We start from the raw sequence: 20,210 nt of genomic DNA on the forward strand, positions 1-20,210 counted from the left end.
CGGATTCGTAGACTGCACAACCATTTGATCATAACGGAAGTATGGAAACAGTCTCGTAACCTAACTGGTCGCCAGTAGCTCGAGCATCGCTCGGCTTGCGATCCGGGCGCCCAACGGGATCGCGGCGAGGTCGACGACGTAGTCGGGCGAGTGCGGGGTGTAGGGGAACAGCTGACCGCGGGCGGCTGCCTCGGCGTACACCTGCGGATCGGCGACACCCACCATCAAATAGGCCAGCGGCACGTCGCGGTGCGGCCCCTTGAGCAGGTGGCAGTCTTCGGATGCCGAGACCGCGGGCAGCTCGGTGATGACGTTGTGCTCCCCGAGCGCATCGCGCAGGGTGGCGGCCAGCCGCCCGGTCAGATCCGCGTCGTTGACCAGCGGGGTGGAACCGCCGCCCATGGTGATGACGGGCATCAGCGCATCGGGCAAGCCGAAGCTGTGGGCGATGCCCTCGCTGATCGCTCGGATCCCGGCGAGCAGTTGCTCGCGGACCTCCGGGTTGTACCAGCGCAGGTTGGCCAACAGCCGGGCCTGGTCCGGGATGACGTTATAGGTGGTGCCGGCCTGTACCGAGCCCACGGTGAGCACGGCGCCCTCGCTCGGGGCGATGCTGCGGCTGATGATGCCCTGGAACTGCACGACGGCCTGGGCGGCCATCAGCACTGGGTCCTTGGCCAGTTGCGGCAGCGACCCGTGTCCGCCGACGCCGTGGAACACGATCTCGAGCTGGTCGGTGCCGGCCATCCGCTCACCGCCCGCGGCGGCCACCATGCCCACCGGGACCGGCACGGTGTGCATGGCGATGAAGGAGTCCGGGGGCGGGGCCACGTCATAGAGGCCGTCGTCGACCATGGCCCGGGCACCGGCGATCAGCTCTTCGGCCGGCTGACCGATCAGCACCGCGGTTCCCGACCAGGAGTCGGTGGTCTCGGCGAGCACCTTGGCCATCCCCAGCATCCAGGTCACATGCGCGTCGTGGCCGCACATGTGCCCCAGCGAGGGGTCGCTGCTGGCGTAGTCGAGGCCAGTGGCCTCCGGCACCCGCAGCGCGTCCATGTCCGCGCGATACATCACCACCGGGCCCGGGCCGTTGGCCAACACGGCCACCACACCGGTGCGGCCGATGCCGGTGGTCACCGTGAATCCGAGGTTGCCCAGCGCCTGCGCGACGATCCGCGCGGTGCGCACCTCTTCGAAGCCCAACTCGGGGTTGCGGTGCAGATCCTTGAAGATGTCGACCAGTCGGAAGGTGTCGGCCGCGACGATCCGGTCGATCTCGTCGAGGTGACCGGTCATGTCTTGCTCGCTATCAGGGTCTGCGCCCGCTCGAACAGCCACACCGCGGCCTCGTGCAGTTGGTCACCGACGTCCTGCTGGGCCATGCCCGCCGACGCCCGCGCCAGTGTTCCCTCGATCACGATGGCCAGCTTGAAGCTGGCCATCACCTCATACCAGCCGATGTGCGACAGGTCGCGGGAGCTGCCGTTGGCGTACCGCTGCACCAGATCATCGGTGGAGGCCAGGCCGTCCATCCCGGTCAGGGTGTGGCTGAACACGCTGGACCCGTCGTCCTGGCGCCAGGTGGCCAGCAGCCAGCCCAGGTCCAGCAGCGGATCCCCGATGGTCGACATCTCCCAGTCCACGATCGCCGCGACCTGCGGCCCGGTGGGGGAGAACAGCACGTTGGCCGCGTGGTAGTCGCCGTGCAGGATGCCGGGCTGCCACGACGCCGGCACGTTGCGCTGCAACCAGCCGGCGACCTCGTCCAGGCCGGGCAGCTCGGGCCCGGGGTAGTTCTCGAACTGCCGGTAGGAGTCCAGCTCGGAAAGCCACCGCGGCACTTGGCGTTCCAGGAAGCCGTCCGGCTTTCCGTAGTCGGCCAGCCCCACCGCGACATGGTCGACCGCACCGAGCTTGGCCAGCGCGTCGGCCATCGACAGCCCCATCTCGTAGCGCACCGCGGGATCGTTGGCATGCAACTCGGGCAGCTCACCGCTGGCGTTGAACCCGTCGATCGGCTCCATCAGGTAGAACACCGCGTCTCCGAGCACCGCAGGGTCATCGCAGACCGCGATCAATCCCGGGTGGGGTACGTCGGTGTCGGCCAGCGCGGCCAGCACCCGGGTCTCCCGCAGCATCACGTCATTGCTGCGCGGGCGCAGATGCAGCGGCCCGCGTCGCAGCACATAGCTGCGGCCCGAGCGGGTGAAACGCAGCATCACGTTCTGGGTGCCGCCGGACAGTTCCGTGACGTCGGACAGCGGGCCTTCGCCGAGCTGCCGGTCGGACATCCACTGCGCTACCGGTTCCAGATCCATGCGGTGTTCAGCCCTTGGGGCGTACCAGCTGGGAGATGGTCTGCACCCGGATCGAGTCCTCGCCGAACACGAAGGTGTCCACGCCGTCGACCTGGAACCCCGGCGAGTCCAGCGTCCACTCCAGCAGCAGGATCTCGTCGTGGTAGGTCTTCGACTTGATGTCGAACACCGCGGCGGCCAGCGCATCCGAGAGCTGGCTGAACGCCGCCCTGATGCCGTCGAGGCCTGTTGCGACGCCGGCCGCGGTGATCAGCACCGAGTCGTCGGTGTAGTCGACCAGCAAGTCGTCGACGTCGCGGGCGATCAGTGCGTGGAGGTGGTGGTCGAAGATCTCCTGCGGGGTGCGGGCCATGCACCGACGATATCGGTTCACAGCGCCGCCATAGTGTCGATACAGGGAAGACCCATCGCCGGCGACATACTGGAACGCGATGACTGCGCCACGGGGATCGGTGGAACGTGTCGTGATGGCGCGCGCCGACGGCAAGCCCATCACCGTGCTGGTGGTGGACGACGAGACGGTGCTGGCCGAGATGGTGTCGATGGCACTGCGCTACGAGGGCTGGACCACCGCGACCGCGGGCGACGGCGCCTCGGCGATCGCCGCGGCCAAAGCCGAACGCCCCGACGTGGTGGTGCTCGACGTGATGCTGCCGGACATGAGCGGGCTGGACGTACTGCGCAAACTGCGGGAGATCAACCCGCGGTTGCCGGTGCTGTTCCTGACCGCCAAGGACGCGCTGGAGGACCGCATCGCCGGGCTGACCGCCGGCGGCGACGACTACGTCACCAAGCCGTTCAGCATCGAAGAGGTGGTGTTGCGGTTGCGGGCGCTGCTGCGGCGCACCGGGGTCAGCACCGCCGAGGCCGGGGCGCAGATCGTGGTCGGCGACCTGGTTCTCGACGAGGACTCCCACGAGGTGACGCGCGGCGGGGACCCGATCACCTTGACGTCCACCGAATTCGAGCTGCTGCGCTACCTGATGCACAACGCCAGGCGGGTGCTGTCCAAGGCGCAGATCCTCGATCGGGTGTGGGACTACGATTTCGGCGGCCGGGCCAACATCGTCGAGCTCTACATCTCCTATCTGCGCAAGAAGATCGACAACGGTCGAGAGCCGATGATCCACACGCTGCGCGGCGCCGGGTATGTCCTCAAGCCGGCCGTCTGAATCGCTGCGCGCCGGCACCCGCCGCAGTTGGTCGCTGCGGGCGCGACTGCTCGCCGGCCAGGTCGCGCTGCTCACCGTGGCCTGCCTCGGCATCGGCGCCGTGACCGAGTTGGCGCTTTATCAGTACCTGGTCAGCCAACTCGACCATCAACTGTCTGACGCCGCGCGCCGGTCGGCGCGGCTGCACGGTCAGCCGCCGGCACCGCCCGGGCACCGACCCCGCCATCGGCCGCGGCCGGGACCGGGGCCGGACTTCCTCGACGCTCCCGGCCAGCCGGTCGGCATGGTCGGCGCGGTGGTCGACTCGGTGGACGGTGAGGACCGGATCGCCGACGCCGGCTGTCTGAGCACCTCCGGTTTGCGTGAGGAGCTGAGTGCTTCGGCAACAACGCAATTGGCCGGTATCGTCGCTGAGCCGGCGCCGGTCACCCGGCGGCTCGACGGTGTCGGCCGCTACCGGTTGGTGGCGACGAACGCCCGGCACGGTGGGGAGACGATCATCATCGGGCTGCCGCTGGCGGCCGTGAACGCCACCATGGTGCGCGTGCTGCTGATCTTCGGGTTGGTCACCCTGGTCGCGGTGGCCGCCGCGGCCACGGCCGGCAGTGTCGTCACCCGGCGGGCGCTGGCCCCGCTGCGCCGCGTCGCGCAGACCGCCGGCGAAGTCGCCGACCTGCCGTTGGACCGCGGCGAGGCGACGCTGCCGGTACGGGTCGCCGAGTCCGACACCAACCCGCGCACCGAGGTCGGCCAACTGGGTGCCGCGGTCAACCGGATGCTCGACCACATCGCCGCCGCGTTGGCGAACCGGCAGGCCAGCGAGACCAGGGTGCGCCAGTTCGTCGCGGATGCCAGCCATGAGCTGCGCACCCCGCTGACCGCGATCCGCGGTTACACCGAGTTGGCGCAACGGATCCCGGTGGCCGACGGCGTCGACTCCGAATCGTTGGCGCACGCCCTGAGCCGGGTGCAATCCGAGACCCAGCGGATGACGCAGCTGGTCGAGGATCTGCTGCTGCTGGCCCGACTGGATTCCGGGCGGCCGCTCGAGCATGAGCCGGTGGACCTGTCGCGGCTGGCGGTCGACGCGGTCAGCGACGCCCACGTCGGCGGCCCGGATCACCAGTGGGAACTCGACCTGCCCGACGAGCCGGTGACGGTGCCCGGCGACGCCGCCCGGCTGCACCAGGTGCTGACCAACCTGCTCACCAACGCCCGGGTGCACACCGGCGCCGGGACCGTGGTGACCACCCGACTCGGTGTCGACGGCGCCGAGGCGGTGCTGTGCGTGACCGACGACGGCCCGGGCATTCCGGCGGAATTCCAGCCGGAGATCTTTGAACGGTTCGCCCGGGGTGACACCTCCCGGTCCCGCAAGGGCGGCAGCACCGGGCTCGGGCTGGCGATCGCCTCGGCGGTGGTCCGCGCGCATCGCGGGACCATCGCGGTGACCAGCAGACCCGGCCACACCGAGTTCACCGTCCGCCTCCCGCTGTAGCCCCTTCTGGCGCGAGCGTGCGTGTCCCCGGCCCGACACTCCGTGCCGAGGCCGGAACCACGCACGCTCGCCGGGGGTTTGTCTCCCGGCAACGGCGGGTAGGCGACGCAGATGAATCCCGAGCTGCCCCCCGAACCGGGAACGCCGAAAGAGCCACCGCACCGGCGGGTGCCCGAGGACCCGCCGGAACGGCTGGTGCCCGCGGACCCGCCCGAACGCCTGGCCCCCGAAGAAACACCGGAGCGGCTGGTGCCCGAAGACCCACCGGAGGAGTGAGACCCGTGCGCGCGGAAGAAGGCGACGAATCCATTCAGGATTACGCCCAGGAGGCGCAGGAAACCCAGGATCGTGTCGCCCCTCGCTCCTGGTGGGGCCGGTTGCTTGACGCGCTGAACCCGTTCAAACGGCACCTCTAGACGCATCCGGACGCCCCCACGACGCCGGCGACTCGCGAGCGGCGCCGCCTAGGATGGCAGCGTGCAATTGCTGCTTATCCGTCACGCGCTCCCGCTGCGCAGCGAATACGGCCAGGGGTCGGACCCCGAGCTGTCCGAGACCGGACTCGAGCAGGCGCTGCGCCTGCCCGATGCGCTGCAGCGCTACCCGATCACCAGGCTGGTCAGCAGCCCGCAGCGCAGGGCCGTGCAGACCGCCGAACCGCTGGCCCGTCGGCGCGCCATGGCCGTCGACATCGACGAGCGGTTCGCCGAGTACGACCGGGACATGGCCGGCTATCTGCCCATCGAGCAGTTGCGCACCGAGCGCCCGCAGGACTGGGCCCGGATGTCGCAGGGGCACCTACCCGGCGACGTCGACGAGAGCGCGTTCTGTGCCCGGGTGGCCGCCGCAGTCACCGACGTGGTGGCCGCCGCCGACGCCGACGACACCGTGGCGGTGTTCAGCCACGGCGGCGTGATCAACGTGGTGTTGCACCAGATCCTGGGCACCGCGCGGCTACTGTCGTTCCCGATCGACTACGTGTCGGTGACCCGGCTGTTGTATTCGCGGTCCGGGCAGGCCGCGGTGGCATCGACCAACGGCACCGAGCATGTTTGGGACCTGCTGCCGCGCAACCAATCCCGGCTGCCCGGCAACGACGCCGCCGAAGCAACTGGTTAGTTTCCGGCTACCGTCGGGCGGCGAGCGTCTTCTTGGCGGCGCGCCGCAGCTGGAAGATGCGTGCGGTGCCGGCCAGCGCGGTGACCAGTCCGCCGCAGACCGCCGCCAGCAGGATCGCCACCCCCAGCGGCAGACTCCACTGCCACGCCAGGAATCGCAGGTCGACCGGATCGGTGTTCTGGGTGACGAACACCAACAGCACGATCAGAACCAGGAAGCCGGCGATCAGGGCGCTCCACAGCGCACCGGCGCGGGTGAACGGCATCGCAGACGGTGGCGGCGGTGCACCGGGTTCGCCCTGAGATGGGTCGACTGGCACGGTGTGGTCGCTGCTCATGGTTTCCATCTTGCCGGTTCTGAAACGGTTATGACCGTGTTCTGGGCAGTTTCGGTATCGGGGCATGAAGCTGCGGATCGCCGACCGGTCGCTTACGGTGGTCCGGTGAGCGCAGCCCCGTCCGGCTCGTGGCCGGCGATCCTGACCTGGCGGGCGCCCGACGCCCCGCGGATGGAATCGGTGCGGGTGCAGCTGTCCGGTAACCGCATCAAGGCCAACGGCCGGATCGTGGCCGGCGCCACCGACGCCCACCCGGCGTTCAGCGCCTACTACGACCTGGCGACCGACGAGTCCGGAGCCACCAAACGGCTGGGACTCACCGTCACGGTGGCCGAACGTGACCGCCAGCTGGTGATCGCCCGCGATGAAGAGAACATGTGGCTGATCACCGACTCCCGCGGGCAGTCACGCGCCGCCTACGACGGGGCGTTGGACATCGACGTGGTGTTCAGCCCGTTCTTCAACACCTTGCCGATCCGGCGGGCCCGGCTGCATGAGCGGGCGGCCGCCGTGGCGCTCCCGACGGTCTATCTGTGGCTTCCGGAGATGTCGGTGGTCGCGGCCGAGGCCAGTTACCGCAGCACCGAGGCCGGTATCACGGTCCTGACCCCGGGCACCGACCGCGACGGCACCACCGTCACCGTCGACGATGACGGGTTTGTCATCGACTATCCAGGGTTGGCAGCGCGGATCTGATCATCCCGCCGGCCCGGCCCGCCGCGGCCAGCTCCCGGCGCCAGTCGTTCGCTCCGACGACGACGGTGACGATCTCGTGGCGCGGGAAGTTGTCGTAGCGGGTCCGGGCGGCATGGCCGTGGTTGACCAGCTCGGCCACCGAGTCCGCGGCGGACAGCGAATCCCGCGCGTCCCCCAGCAGTTCGATGACCCGGTCCAGCGCCGGCAGCAGGTGCAGCCAGTTCGCCTCGCACATCGCCCGCACCAGCTCCGGGGCCGTCCCGGCGACCCGGGTGCCGTCCCGGAACGATCCCGCCGCCAGCGCGAACGCCAGCGGCACGTCGGCGGCGGTGACCGCCAGCGCCTCGGCCAGCAGGTGCGGCAGGTGTGAGATCGCTGCCGCCGCCGCGTCGTGCTCTTCGGAGCGGGCCGGCACCGCGATCGAGCCGCAGTCCAGGATCAGGTCGAGCACCGTCGAGAACACCGCCGGGTCGACGTGGTCGTCGACACTGATCACCCACGGCGCGCCCTCGAACAACCCGGCGTGCCCGGCCGGCCAGCCCGAGTGGGCGGTGCCTGCCATCGGGTGTCCGCCGACGAAGCGGTCGGCCAGCCCGGCGGCGGTGACAGCGTCGAGCACCGACGCCTTGACGCTGGTGACGTCGGTCAGCGGGCACTCAGGTGCGAGCCGACGGATGTGGTCGAGCAGCGCCGGCAGCGCCGGCACCGGGACGGCGAGCACGATCAGCGCGCCGGATTCCGCCGCCCGCCTCAGCGCCGTCTCCAGCTCGGTGGTGGCGTCGAAGCCGTCGGCGATCGCGGCGTTCATCCCATCGGCCGACCGGTTGTAACCGAACGCCTCCCGGCCGGCGGCCGCGGCGGCGCGCAGCACCGAGCCGCCGATCAGGCCCAGCCCCAATACGCACACCGGTGTTTTCACTGCACTTGCCACCACCACTCCAGGTTGGCACACGCTGGTCAAGGGCGTGAACGGCGACTACCGTTGGCGGCCATGGGAGCACAGGGCGCGTCCACACAGGGCCGGCCGGCGGACACGCTGGACGGCTTCGGTGTCGCTGTTGTGCGCGAAGACGGCAAGTGGCGTTGCACGTCGATGCGTGCGGTGGCGTTGACCAGCCTCACCAAGGCGGAGACGGAGCTGCGTGAACTACGCAGCGCCGGAGCGGTTTTCGGACTCCTCAACGTCGACGATGAATTCTTCGTGATTATCCGGCCCGGCCCGGCGGGCACCCGGTTGCTGCTGTCGGATGCCACGGCCGCACTCGACTATGACATCGCCGACGAGGTGCTCGAGGAGCTCGACGCCGACATCGACGCCGACGACCTGGAAGATGCCGACCCGTTCGAAGAGGGCGATCTGGGCCTGCTGTCCGACATCGGGCTGCCCGCCGCGGTGCTCGGCGTCATTCTCGACGAATCCGACCTGGCCGTCGACGAGCAACTGCACCGGATCGCCAGCGAGATGGGCTTCGACGAGCAGCTCACCGCGGCGCTGCCGCGACGCGGTCGGTGACCGGCCCGGCCGCAGATGAGGACCTGATCCGCGCGGCATTGGCGGCTGCCGGACAGGCCGGTCCCCGTGACGTCCCGGTGGGCGCGGTGGTCGTCGGTCCCGACGGCATCGTGCTGGCCCGGGCGGCCAACGCCCGTGAAGCCCTCGGGGACCCGACCGCCCACGCCGAACTGCTGGCGATCCGAGAGGCCGCCGCGGTGCTGGGCGACGGCTGGCGGCTGACCGGCGCCACGCTGGCCGTCACCCTGGAGCCGTGCACCATGTGCGCGGGAGCGCTGGTGGCCGCCCGGGTGGCGCGGCTGGTGTTCGGGGCCTTCGAACCCAAGACCGGTGCGGTCGGCTCACTGTGGGACGTGGTGCGCGACCGCCGCCTCAACCACCGCCCGGAAGTGCGCGGCGGCGTGCTGGCGGCCGAGTGCGCCGCACCACTGGAGGCGTTCTTCGCCCGGCAGCGATTGGGCTGACGGGACCGTCGTTCGGTAGGCTGTCCCGCGGTGGCGTGTCCGAGCGGCCTAAGGAGCACGCCTCGAAAGCGTGTGACGGGTAACCCCCGTCCGTGGGTTCAAATCCCACCGCCACCGCCAAGCAAACCCGCGAGCGGGCGTGTCTGTCCGCGACATGCCGGGGCCGGGCGTACAAGCGCGCACGGTCGGGTGCGCATAGTTGACGGCGTCCGTCACGACGGGATTCCGATGTCTTCATTCCAGACATCTGGATGCGTGCCTATAAATTCACGCATCAGTTCAATACACTCGACGGCGTCGAGTACATTTACCTCGACGCCGTTCGCGCGTAGCAGGTCGAGTTCTCCGGGGAATGTTCTGGATTCTCCGACCACTACTCTCGGTATTTTGTACAGCAACAGGGCGCCGGTGCACATGATGCATGGTGCGAGTGTCGTGTACATGGTCAAACTCTGGTAATCGCGACGCCGTCCCGCGTTGCGCAAACATGACATTTCACCGTGTGCGATAGGGTCGCCTGTCTGGACGCGTAAATTGTGGCCACGGCCGACGATTGTGCCTGCTGAATTTACCAGGACGGCCCCGATCGGGATACCGGAATTGGCGAACGACGCTCGCGCCTCTTTGATCGCAGCTGAAAGCATGAGGGCATGGTTGGCGTGGTGGGACACGTAGCGATGGTAGTTCGGATCCGGCGAAGCACTTCGCGGGTCAAAGCTCACCGCGGCCGATCAACCTCGTAGGTCCCCGCGTCGTCGGCGAACTCCGCCAGCACCCGGCGCTGGACTCCGTTGACGATGACCGTGCAGGTGAAACTGCTGCCCTTGCGCACCCTGGGATTGACGCCGTTGTTGCAGCGGACGTCGGTCACGTCGTCGCGCCCGTAGCCGTTGATCGGATCGGTGAGCACCCGCCAGACGCCGTCTTGGGCGTGGCCGACATCGAGTTCGACCGGCCCGGAGTCGGCGACACCGCGCAGCACCAACGTCACCAGCACGGCCAGCACGAGTGTTCCGGTGACGGCCGCCGCGGTCAACAGCATCCGATTCGACGGCTGTTGCGGCTCAGCCTTTTTCGGCGAAGACCGCGGCGAAGGCGACGGCGAGGTCGACGTGGGCGGTATCGGCGGGCGCGAGCCGGGGGCGGGCTGCCGCGGCGGCCGGGCCGGCGATGGAACCCGCGGCGGCTGCGCCGGGGGACGGCGGAACTCCAGATACCAGGGCTGCTGGCCGGGCGGCTGCGCCGGCCGGCGCGGGGGTGGCGGCGCGGGGCGCTGCGGCTGCGCGGGTGGGCGCTGCGGCTGGCGGGGTACCGGCCTGGTCCGCCGCTCCGCCGGATCGCGCGGGTCCTCTCGACGGTTCATCGCGCCACCATCACCGGAACCGCTCGAAACAGCCGTCGACGTCGCCGTGCAGCCCGGAGCGAAACGCCAGGATCCGAGTGAACCCGGCCGGCACGGTGTTGTCGTCGGCGTCGCTGGCAACCACGCCGTTCATCAGCAGACCGGTGATCGCCTCATCGAGGTCGCCGCCGGCCAGCGTCAGACCCGGGCCCGACGGCAACCTCATCGGCTCGGCCATCCGGCGCTGGGCCACCCCGGTCAGGCACGCCGTCCGCAACGCCGCGGCCGCCGACTCCAAACCGACCTCGCGTTCGCGTTGCACCGCAAGCGCATACCGCGACGTGACGGCTGACAACCCGGTGTTGTCGCCCTGCGGCAGACTCAGTGTCGACTGGTCGGTGGGTGCGCTCATCTCTTGCAATCCGGCCAGATCCACGACGACGGTATTGGACTCCGGACAGTAGGCCACCGGGTCGGGCTCATGCCCGCTCGGGCATTTACCGGTCGTCGCCAGCGCGGGCGGGCGGGACAACGCGAAGATCTGGCCCAATTGCTCCATCAGGGTCGACAGCACGTGTTCGTCGATGGTCAGGTCGCTCTGCGGGTTCTCCGAATCGAACAGCGCGTGCGGCAGATTCCCGCGGCGCTTGCGGATCTCATCCATGTCGATCGCGGCGCACATCTCGGCGCCGCCGTCGAAGCCGGTCTGGAAGGCGCCGACTCGATCCAGCGCGGTGCCGTGCTCGTCGGAGATCGACACCGGATTGTCCAGCGTCGAAACCGGATCGCGGATCACGATCAGCCCGGCCAGCACGTGATTGAGGCCGTCGCCGGTGCTCAACGTCGCGCGCGACGACTTTCCGGCGGCCACCCACTGCAGGTACACCCCGGCGAAGCAGTCGGCCTGCTGTTCGCGCACCAGGGTTCGGGTCAGCGGGTTCACGATGTGGGCCATGGCCTGCAGGGCGTGACCGTATTCGTGGGCGAGCGTCCCGTTGATGGCCATGTCGCCGAAGTACTTTCGGGCGGCCGGCATGAACTTGGCCCGATCCCAGGCCATGGTGTCGGCCCGTCGGCAGTACATCGCGTTCGGCAGGTGGTAGACGTCGCCGCCGCACACCTGCGGGCTGTTCGGGTCGGTGGAGGCATACGACATCAACGTCGACACCGGCTCGAAGCGTCCGCGAAGGGAGTCGGCGTAGTGCTGCGTCCAGAACTCCTCGATGTCGTCGATCGCGAACAGCGACAGTCGGTCGATCTCGCCGCCGTCGCTGTTGCCCACCCTGGCGGTGACCGGCGGGACGTCGCCGCGCGGGCCACTGGGTCCCTCGGCGGTCGGTAATCCGCCGACCCGCCCGGGGTTGTACAGCATCGACACCGCGCGGCCGGTCACCACCGTGGGCGTGGTGTCCGCGCAGCCGGTCAATGCCAGCATCACGCAGGCCACGCCGAAAAGCGTTCTGGCGAAACGGCCGGGGCGCTGACTCGACATCATCACCCGCTGAGGAAGGCGACGATCCCGTTGGTGACGGCAGCGGCGTACCGTGCCCGCCCGTCGGCGCTGCCCAGCAGGGCCGCGTCGTCGGCGTTGCGCATGTTGCCCAGTTCGACCAGCACCGCCGGATATTCGGCCAGGTTCAGCCCGGCCAGATCGGCCCGACCGTAGAGGCCGTCGGCGCCCAAGTAGCTGGAGGTGGGGATGCCCGCGGCCGACAGCGAGTCCCGGATGTCACCGGCCAACCGCACCGCCGGGCCGGACTGGGCGTCGTTGAGCGGCGGGCTGGAGTAGTTGACGTGAAACCCGCGGCCCGAGGCCGGCCCACCGTCGGCATGGATGGACACGATGGCGTCCGGGTGTGCGGCGTTGGCCGTGGCGGCCCGCGCGTCAATGCATGGGGCGGGCGAGGCGTCGTCGGCACGCGAGAGTTCGGTGCGCACGCCCATCCCGTCGAGGGCGGCACGGATCCGGTTGGTCACATCCCAGTTCAGGCTGTGCTCGGGATAGCCGTCGTCGGCGGCCGTCCCGCTGGTCTGGCACGGCTTGGTGCCGCCGCGTCCGTTAGGGACCTGCCGGGCGATCGACGAGTCGTTGGCGCCGGCGTGCCCGGGATCCAGAAACACCGTCTTACCGGTGACATCGGGGTCCGCGGGAGCAGCGGGCGCACCGACGCCGGCCGCCACCAAGCACGCGGTGAAGCCGACGTAGACGATGGTCGGGCGACGCACCCGAAAAGACTAGCAAGCAAGCGCCCGCCGGCCGGTCGCGGTGTAATGGATCGATGCAGCTGATGTCACCGACCGATTCGGTCTTCTTGCTGGCCGAAAGCCGCGAGCATCCCATGCATGTCGGTGGCCTGATGCTCTTCGAGCCGCCGGAGGGCGCCGGCCCGGAATTCGTCGGCGAGATCTATCAGGGGCTGCTGGGCGCCCGCGATCTCCAGCCGGCCTTCCGTAAACGACCGGCGACCCTGCTCGGGGGGATCGCGAACGTCGGGTGGGCCTTCGATGACGAGGTCGACATCGAGTACCACGTGCGTCGGTCGGCGCTGCCGGTTCCCGGCCGGGTGCGTGACCTGCTGGAGTTGACGTCGCTGCTGCACGGCAGCCTGCTCGACCGGCACCGGCCGCTGTGGGAGGCGCACCTGGTGGAGGGCCTCAATGACGGCCGGTTCGCGGTGTACGTCAAGATCCACCACAGCTTGATCGACGGGGTGTCGCTGTTGCGGCTGCTGCGCCGCACGCTGTCGGCCGATCCGCGAGAGGCCGAACTGCGCACCCCGTGGTCGATGCGGCCGCCGTCGCGGCCGCGCCCCGATGCTCCGTCCCGGCTTCGTGAGCTGACCGGGATGGTCAAAGGCGTTGCGGCGCTGGGTCCGTCGACGGTGAATCTGGTGCGTGCCGCACTGTTCGAGCAGCAGCTCACGCTGCCGTTCGAAGCCCCGCGCACCATGTTCAACGTCAAGATCGGCGGCGCCCGCCGGTGCGCGGCACAGTCCTGGCCGGTGGAGCGCGTCGTTGCGATCAAACGGGCCGCCGGGGTGACCGTCAACGATGTGGTGCTGGCGATGTGCGCCGGGGCGCTGCGGGCTTACCTCGACGAACGGCAGGCACTGCCGGAGCATCCGTTGGTGGCGATGGTTCCGGTGAGCCTTCGTACCGAAGCCGACGCCGATTCCGGCGGCAACATGGTCGGCACTATTTTGTGCAATCTGGCCACCGATCTGGCCGACCCCGCGGAACGACTGGCCACCATCAGCGAATCGATGCGCCGCAACAAGAAGGTGTTCAGCGAGCTGCCGCGCACGCAGGCGCTGGCACTGTCGGCGGCCAACATGGCGCCGCTGGCGTTGGCGGCCATCCCCGGCTTCGTCTCGACGGCGCCGCCGCCGTTCAACATCGTCATCTCCAACGTGCCCGGTCCGGCCGAACCGATGTACTGGCGGGGCGCCCGCCTGGACGGCAACTATCCGCTGTCGATCGCCCTGGACGGCCAGGCGCTGAACATGACCGTGGTCAGCAACGCCGGCAACCTCGACTTCGGCCTGGTCGGCTGCCGCCGCTCGGTGCCGCACCTGCAGCGCCTGCTCGGCCACCTAGACGCCTCGCTGGAAGACCTGGAACGCGCTGTGGGTGTGTGAGGCGTGGCCAGTCGCAGCGCCGGACTGCTGCTCTACCGGTGGGGCGCCGACGGAATCGAGGTGCTGATCGCCCATCCGGGCGGGCCGTTCTGGGCGCGCAAGGACGACGGCGCGTGGTCGATCCCCAAAGGCGAGCATCCCGACGGTGCAGACCCGTGGGACACCGCGCGACGGGAATTCACCGAGGAGATCGGCCTGGCCCCGCCCGACGGCGAGCGACTGGACCTCGGTGTGGTGCGGCAGGCCGGCGGAAAAGTGGTCACGGTGTTCGCCGTGCACGGCGACCTCGACGTCACCGACGCGCGCAGCAACACCTTCGAGATGGAGTGGCCGCCGCGGTCGGGACAGCTGCGGGAGTTCCCCGAGGTCGACCGGGTCGGGTGGTTCACCGTTGCCCGAGCGCGCACCAAACTGCTGGCCGGTCAGCGGCCCATCCTGGACCGGTTGGTGGCCGGTGCGGGGACCGGGCTCTAACCGCCGGCGCGAGGCGGTATTCCGCGCTGTTGCTGTTGTTTCTGACGCTGCGCCAGACTGTTGGAGATCAGCCGGGCCAGCCCGCCGGCTCCGCCGGCGTTCGGGGTCCGATCGGCCGGCGGCGCCGGGGCATGCCATTCGGCCAGCGCCTCCAGTTCGCCGTCGAGGAACTGCCGCCGGCATTCTGCGCGCCGGATCTTGCCGCTCGAGGTGGTGGGCAACCGCATCGCCGGTACCAGCAGCACGTCGTGCGCCTCAAGGCCGTGCTGCGTGCTGACCGCTGTCCGGATGGCGTCGATGATGCCGGGGAGCTCGTCCGCGGCGACCTGCTGCTGGTGGTCCACCTCCTGCAAGACGACCAGGCGATTGTCGGCGCCCTGGGTGCCTTGCACCGCCAAGACCGCACCGCGGTCGGCGAGCAATGCCGGATGGCAGGCATGCACGGTCGGCTCGATGTTGTTCGGGTAGTAGTTGCCGTCTCGAATGGTGATCAGGTCGTTCCAGCGTCCGGTGACGAAAACCTCGCCCTTACACAGGAAGCCGAGGTCACCGGTGCGTAGGAACGGGCCTTCACCGGTGTCCGCCAGGAAGCCGGCGAAGGTGTGCGCGTTCTCCTCCGGTCGGCCCCAGTAACCCTGCGCGACGCTGGGCCCCGACACCCAGATCTCGCCGACCTCGTCGGGGCCGCGTTGCAGCCGGGTCTCCGGATCGACGATCAGCACCCGCTGGCCGTACACGGGCGGACCGCAGCTGACCACCGGGACGGCCGCGGTGTCGGGAGTGACGTCCACGGCCCGGTTCTCACTCAGTGCGGCGGCGTCGACGTAACGGACGCCGGCGACGCCGTGGCCGGGGCCGGCGGCGACCAGCAGGGTGGCCTCGGCCAGGCCATAGCACGGTAGAAACGCCTCAAGCCGGAAGCCGGCCGGGGCGAACGCGTCGGCGAACTCCTGAATGGTCGACGCGTGGATCGGCTCGGAACTGCTCGCTGCGGTGGTCCAGTGCGACAGATCCAGTGCCGCACGCTGTGCGGGGGTGCTGCTTTTGACACACAACCGGTAGGCGCTGTTGGGTGCCGCGGTCGTGTTGGCGCGAAACCGGGACATGGCTTCCAGCCACGCCATCGGCCGCTGGAAGAAGACGATCGGCGACATCAATACGGTGCTGCAACCGACGTAGATCATCTCCAGGACCCCACCGATCAGGCCCATGTCGTGCTGCTGCGGCAGGAAGTAGACGCTCGTCTCGTGTTCGTCACCGTGGTAGGCCCGCCGAATGGCTTCCAGATTGTCCATGAGGTTGCCGTGCGTCACGACCACGCCCTTGGGCGATCTGGTCGAACCGGAGGTGTATTGGATCAAGGCCGTGGTGCTCGAGTCGACGTCGGGGGTCTCCCAGTCTTCGGGGTCGGCGGTGTACTCGTCGATGGCGCACCACCGCAGCGTCGACAGGCCGGGCACGTCGGCGGCCACCGCCTGCAATTGGTTCCGGGTGCCGGCCGTCGCGACCGCGAAGGCGGCTTGCGTATCGGGGGCGACCAGTTTCAGGCGCGGGAGCGGAGTGTCCACCGGCACCGGGACCGCGCCGGCGTACAAGCAGCCGAAAATGCTGACGATGCTGTCCAGGCCGGGCCGGCAGATCACCAGTGCGCGCTCACCGGCGGCGCCCTCATGTTGCAGGGTGGTCGCGATTGCCCGCGCGTGGACGTCGAGCTCCCGATACGTCAGCCGGGCGGTGATTTGCTTCCCATCGGGGGCGAAGCTGAACGCGACCTTGTCCGCGTGCCGCTCGGCCTGCAACCGCAGCAACTCCACCAGGGTAGGCACGGTCGGCGATGTCTGCTCTGGCATCCCGACACCATAGTCGCTGGGCTCAGCGTCGCCACCAGGAACGCGGTCCGGTCTGCTGTTCGCGATGCCCCTCGCACCACTGCTCGGGCGGCACCTGCGCGCGGACGTCGGCGATGTGCTCGCCGCAGCCGTCCCAGGTGGTCTTGCCGCAGACCCGGCACGGTACGGGGTAGCACATCAGCGGTTCCTCTCAGGCGGTGCGCAATGCACCAGCCAGGGTATCGATGACGGCACGGATTTTCTCGGTCACCTCGTCGGCGATCGGCGCGAGCGCCGGATTGTCGACGACTTGGGCCATCAGCTGCGGGTTCATCGCCTCGACGAGCACCGTCTCGGGCTGTTGCGGGTCCTCGCGCACCACGACATTGCACGGCAGCAGCACCCCGATGCGTTTCTCGGCGGTCACCGCGCGATGCGCCAACGGCGGGTTGCAGGCGCCCAGGATCAGGTAGCGCTCCATGTCCTCGCCGAGCTTGGCCTTGAGCGTCGCCTGCATGTCGATCTCGGTCAACACGCCGAAACCGTTGTCCTTCAGTAGCTCCCGGGTCTTCGCGGCAACAGTGTCAAAATCGGCGCCGGTCACCGCGGTGCTCATCGCGACGGACATGAGACCTCCTTGGTCGTAGTGATCACAGTCCAGTATATACCCCCGAGGGTATATACCGTCACGGTATCGTCGGCTCATGCAGACCCTGCGCACCCCCGATGACAGGTTTGTCGATCTCCCCGATTTCGGTTACCAGCCCCAGTTCTGCGACCTCGACGACGACGACGGCGGCACGCTGCGGGTGGCCTGGGTGGAGGGCGGCCCGGACGATGGCGACCCGATCCTGATGCTGCACGGCGAGCCGTCGTGGTCGTATCTGTACCGCAAGATGATGCCGATTCTGGCCGAAGCGGGGCACCGGGTCATCTGCCCGGACCTGGTCGGGTTCGGGCGCTCGGACAAGCCGACCCAAGCGTCAGACCACACCTATGCCCGCCACGTCGAGTGGATGCGGGCGCTGGCGTTCGACCACCTCGACCTGCAGAACGTGACGCTGGTCGGCCAGGACTGGGGTGGGCTGATCGGGCTGCGGCTGGTCGCGGAGAATCCGGATCGGTTCAGCGGCGTCGTGGTGGCCAACACCGGCCTGCCCACCGGTGATATCCCGATGCCGGAGATCTGGTGGCGTTTTCGGGAGAGCATCCAGGCCGCGCCGAAGATCGACGTCGGCTGGTTCGTGCAGTCCGGCTGTCGTAAGCCGATGACCGACACCGCCCGGGCCGGCTACGACGCGCCGTTCCCCGACGACAGCTACTGCGTCGGGCCGCGGACGATGCCGTCACTGGTCCCGACCAGCCCCGAAGACCCGGCGGCGGCGGCCAACCGGTCGGCGTGGGCGACGCTGTGCGCCTCGGAGACCCCGATGCTGGTGGCTTTCAGTGATGGCGACCCGATCACCGGGGCGATGGGGCCGATCTTCCAGCGCGAGATGCGCGGCGCACGCGGACGCGCACACCCGGTGATCCACGACGCCGGCCATTTCCTGCAGGAGGACGCCGGCGAGGAGTTGGCGCGCCACATCGTGGAGTTTCTGCGCCGCTGAGCGCTTACCGTTCGTCGAGCGTGCGGTTTGTGCGCCGATTCGGCCGTTTCCCGTGCCAAACCGCTCACTCGGCACGGTTCTCATCGACATGATGGACACCATGGACCTGCCCGTAGCGCCGCCGGTGGATCCGATGCTGGCCAAGGCTGCGGTCAAGGTTCCGGCCGACGCGGGGCGCTGGTCCTACGAGCCCAAGTGGGACGGCTTTCGCGCCATCGTGTTCCGCGACGGCGACGAGGTGTTGCTGCAATCGCGCAACGGCAAACCCTTGGGCCGCTACTTCCCGGAACTGCTGGAGGCGTTGCGCGCCGAGGTGGGCCCGCGCTGCGTGCTCGACGGGGAGGTGGTGGTGCCCCGGCAGATCGACGGCCGGACCCGGCTGGACTGGGAGTCGCTGAGCCAGCGGATCCATCCCGCCGACAGCCGGGTGCGGCTGCTGGCCGAGCAGACCCCGGCGCAGTTCATCGGCTTCGACGCGCTGGCCACCGGTTCGGTGTCGCTGCTCGACGAACCGTTCCGGGTGCGACGGCAGGCGCTGGCGGACTCGATCCACGCCGGTCCCAGCTGTCATGTCACCCGCGCCACCGACGATCCCGAGCAGGCCACGGTCTGGCTCACCTCGTTCGAGGGCGCCGGGCTCGACGGGGTGGTCGCCAAGCGGACCGACGGGCCGTATCTGCCCGGCAAGCGCGAGATGGTCAAGGTCAAACACCGCCGGGACGCCGACTGTGTGGTGATGGGATACCGAATCCACAAGAGCGGCAACGGTATCGGTTCGCTGCTGCTGGGGCTGTACCGTCCCGACGGTGAGCTGGCGATGGTCGGCGGCGCGGCGTCGTTCACCGATGCCGACCGGCTGGCGCTGCTGGCCGAGCTGGAGCCGCTGCGGATCGGTGACGTCCGCGAGGGCGAGCCCAGCCGCTGGAACTCCGCGGCCGACAAGCAGTGGGTGCCGATCCGGCCCGAGCGCGTCGCCGAGGTCGCCTACGACCAGATGGAGGGCGATCGCTTCCGGCACACCGTGAAACTGCTGCGGTGGCGCCCCGACCGCGACCCAGCCAGCTGCACCTTCGACCAACTCGACGTCCCGTTGACCTACGATCTCGCCGACGTGCTGGAGACCTGACATGCCCGCTGGGGACAGCGCCGAGGAACTGGACGTCGACGGCACCGCCGTCCGGTTCACCAGCGGGGACAAGGTGTACTTTCCCCGGCTCGGCGCCGGCGGGACCAAGCGGGCACTGGCCGACTACTACCTGACGGTGGCCAATGGCCCGCTGCTGCAGGCGCTGGCCGACCGGCCCACCCACCTGCAGCGGTTCCCGGACGGCATCCAAGGCGCCGAGGTCTATCAGAAGCGGCTGCCGCGCGGGCACCCCGACTATCTGCAGTCCTGCCGGGTGACGTTCCCGTCCGGCCGTACCGCCGACGCGCTCAAGGTCACCCGGCCGGCGGACATCTTGTGGGCGGTGCAGATGAGCACCGTCACCTTCCACCCGTGGCCGGTGCGCTGCGGTGACACCGACCATCCCGACGAGCTGCGCATCGACCTGGACCCCCAGCCCGGCACCGGCTTCGCCGAGGCACGCGCGGTCGCACTGGAGGTGCTGCGCCCGCTACTCGATGAGCTCGGCCTGGTCGGCTACGTCAAGACCTCCGGTGGCCGCGGCCTGCACGTCTTCCTGCGGATCAAGACCGACTGGGACTTCATCGAGGTTCGGCGGGCCGGAATTGCGCTGGCCCGCGAGCTCGAGCGGCGCGCGCCGGAGGCGGTCACCTCGTCGTGGTGGAAAGAAGAGCGCGGTAAGCGGATCTTCATCGACTTCAACCAGAACGCCCGCGACCGCACCATGGCGTCGGCCTACTCGGTGCGTGCCACCCCGATCGCCACCGTCTCCATGCCCTTGACGTGGGATGGGTTGGCCGAGGGGGCCGACCCCGACGACTACACCATCGCCACCGTGCCCGACTTGATCGCGCGGCGCGGCGACGCGTGGGAAACCATCGATGGCCTCGAACAGTCCCTGCAGCCGCTGCTGGAGATGGTGGCCGCCGACGAAGCCCGCGGGCTGGGCGACCTGCCGTACCCGCCGAACTATCCGAAAATGCCGGGCGAGCCGCCACGGGTGCAGCCCAGCAAGCAGGTGGCCGAGCATTGGGATGACAAGGGCAACCGCCGTTAGAGTCACGCCGGCCG

Annotated in this window: 25 protein-coding genes and 1 tRNA gene; 14 read left to right on the forward strand and 12 right to left on the reverse strand. The window is 69.3% G+C overall.

What is annotated here, in order from left to right; all coding sequences use genetic code 11:
* Nucleotides 1-60: 60 nt before the first annotated feature.
* From G6N19_RS10675 to G6N19_RS10685, 3 genes are read right to left on the reverse strand one after another with little or no spacing between them, the layout of a single operon-like run.
* Nucleotides 61-1,299 carry an amidohydrolase gene (locus G6N19_RS10675; RefSeq protein WP_193464902.1) on the reverse strand — a complete coding sequence of 413 codons (1,239 nt, stop codon included), beginning with the start codon at nucleotides 1,297-1,299 and terminating at the stop codon, nucleotides 61-63.
* Nucleotides 1,296-2,321, reverse strand: coding sequence for a phosphotransferase family protein (locus G6N19_RS10680; RefSeq protein ID WP_041319083.1), 1,026 nt, complete (start codon nucleotides 2,319-2,321; stop codon nucleotides 1,296-1,298). Before G6N19_RS10680 ends, G6N19_RS10675 begins: the two co-directional genes overlap by 4 nt.
* A 7-nt stretch (nucleotides 2,322-2,328) precedes the next feature.
* Nucleotides 2,329-2,673, reverse strand: a complete 345-nt coding sequence (locus G6N19_RS10685) for a nuclear transport factor 2 family protein (protein ID WP_013830964.1) — start codon at nucleotides 2,671-2,673, stop codon at nucleotides 2,329-2,331.
* Nucleotides 2,674-2,788: 115 nt separating this feature from the next.
* Here G6N19_RS10685 and G6N19_RS10690 point away from each other — a divergent pair, with 115 nt between their 5' ends.
* From G6N19_RS10690 to G6N19_RS10705, 5 genes are all read left to right on the forward strand, one after another.
* The gene (locus tag G6N19_RS10690) at nucleotides 2,789-3,493 is read left to right on the forward strand and encodes a response regulator transcription factor (protein WP_041319080.1); all 705 of its coding nucleotides are present in this window, start codon (nucleotides 2,789-2,791) and stop codon (nucleotides 3,491-3,493) included.
* The gene (locus G6N19_RS10695) at nucleotides 3,471-4,991 is read left to right on the forward strand and encodes a sensor histidine kinase (protein ID WP_013830962.1); all 1,521 of its coding nucleotides are present in this window, start codon (nucleotides 3,471-3,473) and stop codon (nucleotides 4,989-4,991) included. The genes G6N19_RS10690 and G6N19_RS10695 overlap by 23 nt, the downstream gene beginning before the upstream one ends.
* A gap of 111 nt (nucleotides 4,992-5,102) precedes the next feature.
* Nucleotides 5,103-5,267 carry a hypothetical protein gene (locus G6N19_RS10700; protein WP_013830961.1) on the forward strand — a complete coding sequence of 55 codons (165 nt, stop codon included), beginning with the start codon at nucleotides 5,103-5,105 and terminating at the stop codon, nucleotides 5,265-5,267.
* A 5-nt stretch (nucleotides 5,268-5,272) separates the two neighbouring features.
* Nucleotides 5,273-5,407 carry a hypothetical protein gene (locus G6N19_RS21595; protein ID WP_269473672.1) on the forward strand — a complete coding sequence of 45 codons (135 nt, stop codon included), beginning with the start codon at nucleotides 5,273-5,275 and terminating at the stop codon, nucleotides 5,405-5,407.
* Nucleotides 5,408-5,468: 61 nt separating this feature from the next.
* Complete coding sequence (locus G6N19_RS10705) at nucleotides 5,469-6,110, forward strand: histidine phosphatase family protein (protein WP_013830959.1); 642 nt, start codon at nucleotides 5,469-5,471, stop codon at nucleotides 6,108-6,110.
* Nucleotides 6,111-6,117: 7 nt separating this feature from the next.
* Here the strand turns inward: G6N19_RS10705 and G6N19_RS10710 are convergent, their stop codons facing one another.
* A complete protein-coding gene (locus G6N19_RS10710) occupies nucleotides 6,118-6,447 on the reverse strand; it encodes a LapA family protein (protein ID WP_193464903.1) in 330 nt (109 codons plus the stop codon).
* Nucleotides 6,448-6,552: 105 nt separating this feature from the next.
* On the opposite strand from G6N19_RS10710, the gene G6N19_RS10715 reads away from it, so the two are divergent.
* Complete coding sequence (locus G6N19_RS10715; protein ID WP_013830957.1) at nucleotides 6,553-7,143, forward strand: putative glycolipid-binding domain-containing protein; 591 nt, start codon at nucleotides 6,553-6,555, stop codon at nucleotides 7,141-7,143.
* On the opposite strand, the gene G6N19_RS10720 is transcribed toward G6N19_RS10715, so the two are convergent.
* Nucleotides 7,109-8,050, reverse strand: coding sequence for a prephenate dehydrogenase (locus G6N19_RS10720; RefSeq protein WP_232062685.1), 942 nt, complete (start codon nucleotides 8,048-8,050; stop codon nucleotides 7,109-7,111). The genes G6N19_RS10715 and G6N19_RS10720 overlap by 35 nt on opposite strands.
* Nucleotides 8,051-8,134: 84 nt before the next feature.
* Between G6N19_RS10720 and G6N19_RS10725 the strand changes: the two genes are divergently transcribed.
* The 3 genes from G6N19_RS10725 (at nucleotide 8,135) to G6N19_RS10735 (ending at nucleotide 9,240) form a co-directional block, all read left to right on the forward strand.
* Nucleotides 8,135-8,656: a tRNA adenosine deaminase-associated protein gene (locus G6N19_RS10725; RefSeq protein WP_041319077.1), complete on the forward strand. Its 522-nt coding sequence runs from the start codon at nucleotides 8,135-8,137 to the stop codon at nucleotides 8,654-8,656.
* Nucleotides 8,653-9,120 carry a nucleoside deaminase gene (locus tag G6N19_RS10730; RefSeq protein ID WP_013830954.1) on the forward strand — a complete coding sequence of 156 codons (468 nt, stop codon included), beginning with the start codon at nucleotides 8,653-8,655 and terminating at the stop codon, nucleotides 9,118-9,120. Before G6N19_RS10725 ends, G6N19_RS10730 begins: the two co-directional genes overlap by 4 nt.
* 29 nt (nucleotides 9,121-9,149) lie before the next feature.
* Nucleotides 9,150-9,240, forward strand: a tRNA-Ser gene (locus tag G6N19_RS10735).
* A gap of 92 nt (nucleotides 9,241-9,332) precedes the next feature.
* Here the strand turns inward: G6N19_RS10735 and G6N19_RS10740 are convergent.
* From G6N19_RS10740 to G6N19_RS10755, 4 genes are read right to left on the reverse strand one after another with little or no spacing between them, the layout of a single operon-like run.
* Entirely contained in the window at nucleotides 9,333-9,791 is a 459-nt protein-coding gene (locus G6N19_RS10740) for a nucleoside deaminase (protein WP_232062368.1), read from the reverse strand.
* A 47-nt stretch (nucleotides 9,792-9,838) separates the two neighbouring features.
* On the reverse strand, nucleotides 9,839-10,483 hold the full coding sequence (locus tag G6N19_RS21300; RefSeq protein ID WP_232062369.1) for a DUF4333 domain-containing protein: 645 nt from the start codon (nucleotides 10,481-10,483) through the stop codon (nucleotides 9,839-9,841).
* Between the two features lie 10 nt (nucleotides 10,484-10,493).
* Nucleotides 10,494-11,957 carry a neutral zinc metallopeptidase gene (locus G6N19_RS10750; RefSeq protein WP_408632431.1) on the reverse strand — a complete coding sequence of 488 codons (1,464 nt, stop codon included), beginning with the start codon at nucleotides 11,955-11,957 and terminating at the stop codon, nucleotides 10,494-10,496.
* Entirely contained in the window at nucleotides 11,957-12,688 is a 732-nt protein-coding gene (locus G6N19_RS10755; RefSeq protein WP_193464906.1) for an Rv3717 family N-acetylmuramoyl-L-alanine amidase, read from the reverse strand. Before G6N19_RS10755 ends, G6N19_RS10750 begins: the two co-directional genes overlap by 1 nt.
* Nucleotides 12,689-12,741: 53 nt before the next feature.
* On the opposite strand from G6N19_RS10755, the gene G6N19_RS10760 reads away from it, so the two are divergent.
* The gene (locus G6N19_RS10760) at nucleotides 12,742-14,100 is read left to right on the forward strand and encodes a WS/DGAT/MGAT family O-acyltransferase (protein WP_083038888.1); all 1,359 of its coding nucleotides are present in this window, start codon (nucleotides 12,742-12,744) and stop codon (nucleotides 14,098-14,100) included.
* A 3-nt stretch (nucleotides 14,101-14,103) separates the two neighbouring features.
* Nucleotides 14,104-14,574 (forward strand): NUDIX domain-containing protein, encoded by a 471-nt coding sequence (locus G6N19_RS10765; protein WP_013830949.1) that lies wholly within the window; start codon nucleotides 14,104-14,106, stop codon nucleotides 14,572-14,574.
* On the opposite strand, the gene G6N19_RS10770 is transcribed toward G6N19_RS10765, so the two are convergent.
* The 3 genes from G6N19_RS10770 to G6N19_RS10780 are packed head-to-tail and all read right to left on the reverse strand — an operon-like array spanning nucleotide 14,571 to nucleotide 17,031.
* Nucleotides 14,571-16,424: a fatty acyl-AMP ligase gene (locus tag G6N19_RS10770; protein WP_232062370.1), complete on the reverse strand. Its 1,854-nt coding sequence runs from the start codon at nucleotides 16,422-16,424 to the stop codon at nucleotides 14,571-14,573. The two genes, G6N19_RS10765 and G6N19_RS10770, sit on opposite strands and share 4 nt — an antisense overlap.
* A 22-nt stretch (nucleotides 16,425-16,446) precedes the next feature.
* Nucleotides 16,447-16,602 (reverse strand): hypothetical protein, encoded by a 156-nt coding sequence (locus G6N19_RS10775; protein ID WP_013830947.1) that lies wholly within the window; start codon nucleotides 16,600-16,602, stop codon nucleotides 16,447-16,449.
* A gap of 12 nt (nucleotides 16,603-16,614) precedes the next feature.
* On the reverse strand, nucleotides 16,615-17,031 hold the full coding sequence (locus G6N19_RS10780; RefSeq protein ID WP_013830946.1) for a DUF302 domain-containing protein: 417 nt from the start codon (nucleotides 17,029-17,031) through the stop codon (nucleotides 16,615-16,617).
* Between the two features lie 76 nt (nucleotides 17,032-17,107).
* On the opposite strand from G6N19_RS10780, the gene G6N19_RS10785 reads away from it, so the two are divergent.
* From G6N19_RS10785 to G6N19_RS10795, 3 genes are all read left to right on the forward strand, one after another.
* Nucleotides 17,108-18,013, forward strand: coding sequence for a haloalkane dehalogenase (locus tag G6N19_RS10785; protein ID WP_013830945.1), 906 nt, complete (start codon nucleotides 17,108-17,110; stop codon nucleotides 18,011-18,013).
* 91 nt (nucleotides 18,014-18,104) lie between these two features.
* Complete coding sequence (locus tag G6N19_RS10790) at nucleotides 18,105-19,139, forward strand: ATP-dependent DNA ligase (protein WP_193466375.1); 1,035 nt, start codon at nucleotides 18,105-18,107, stop codon at nucleotides 19,137-19,139.
* A 1-nt stretch (nucleotide 19,140) separates the two neighbouring features.
* The gene (locus G6N19_RS10795) at nucleotides 19,141-20,196 is read left to right on the forward strand and encodes a DNA polymerase domain-containing protein (protein WP_013830943.1); all 1,056 of its coding nucleotides are present in this window, start codon (nucleotides 19,141-19,143) and stop codon (nucleotides 20,194-20,196) included.
* Nucleotides 20,197-20,210 lie beyond the last annotated feature (14 nt).

Origin of the sequence: Mycobacterium novum (genome assembly GCF_010726505.1) — a bacterium.
In the GTDB taxonomy this organism is placed as follows: domain Bacteria; phylum Actinomycetota; class Actinomycetes; order Mycobacteriales; family Mycobacteriaceae; genus Mycobacterium; species Mycobacterium algericum.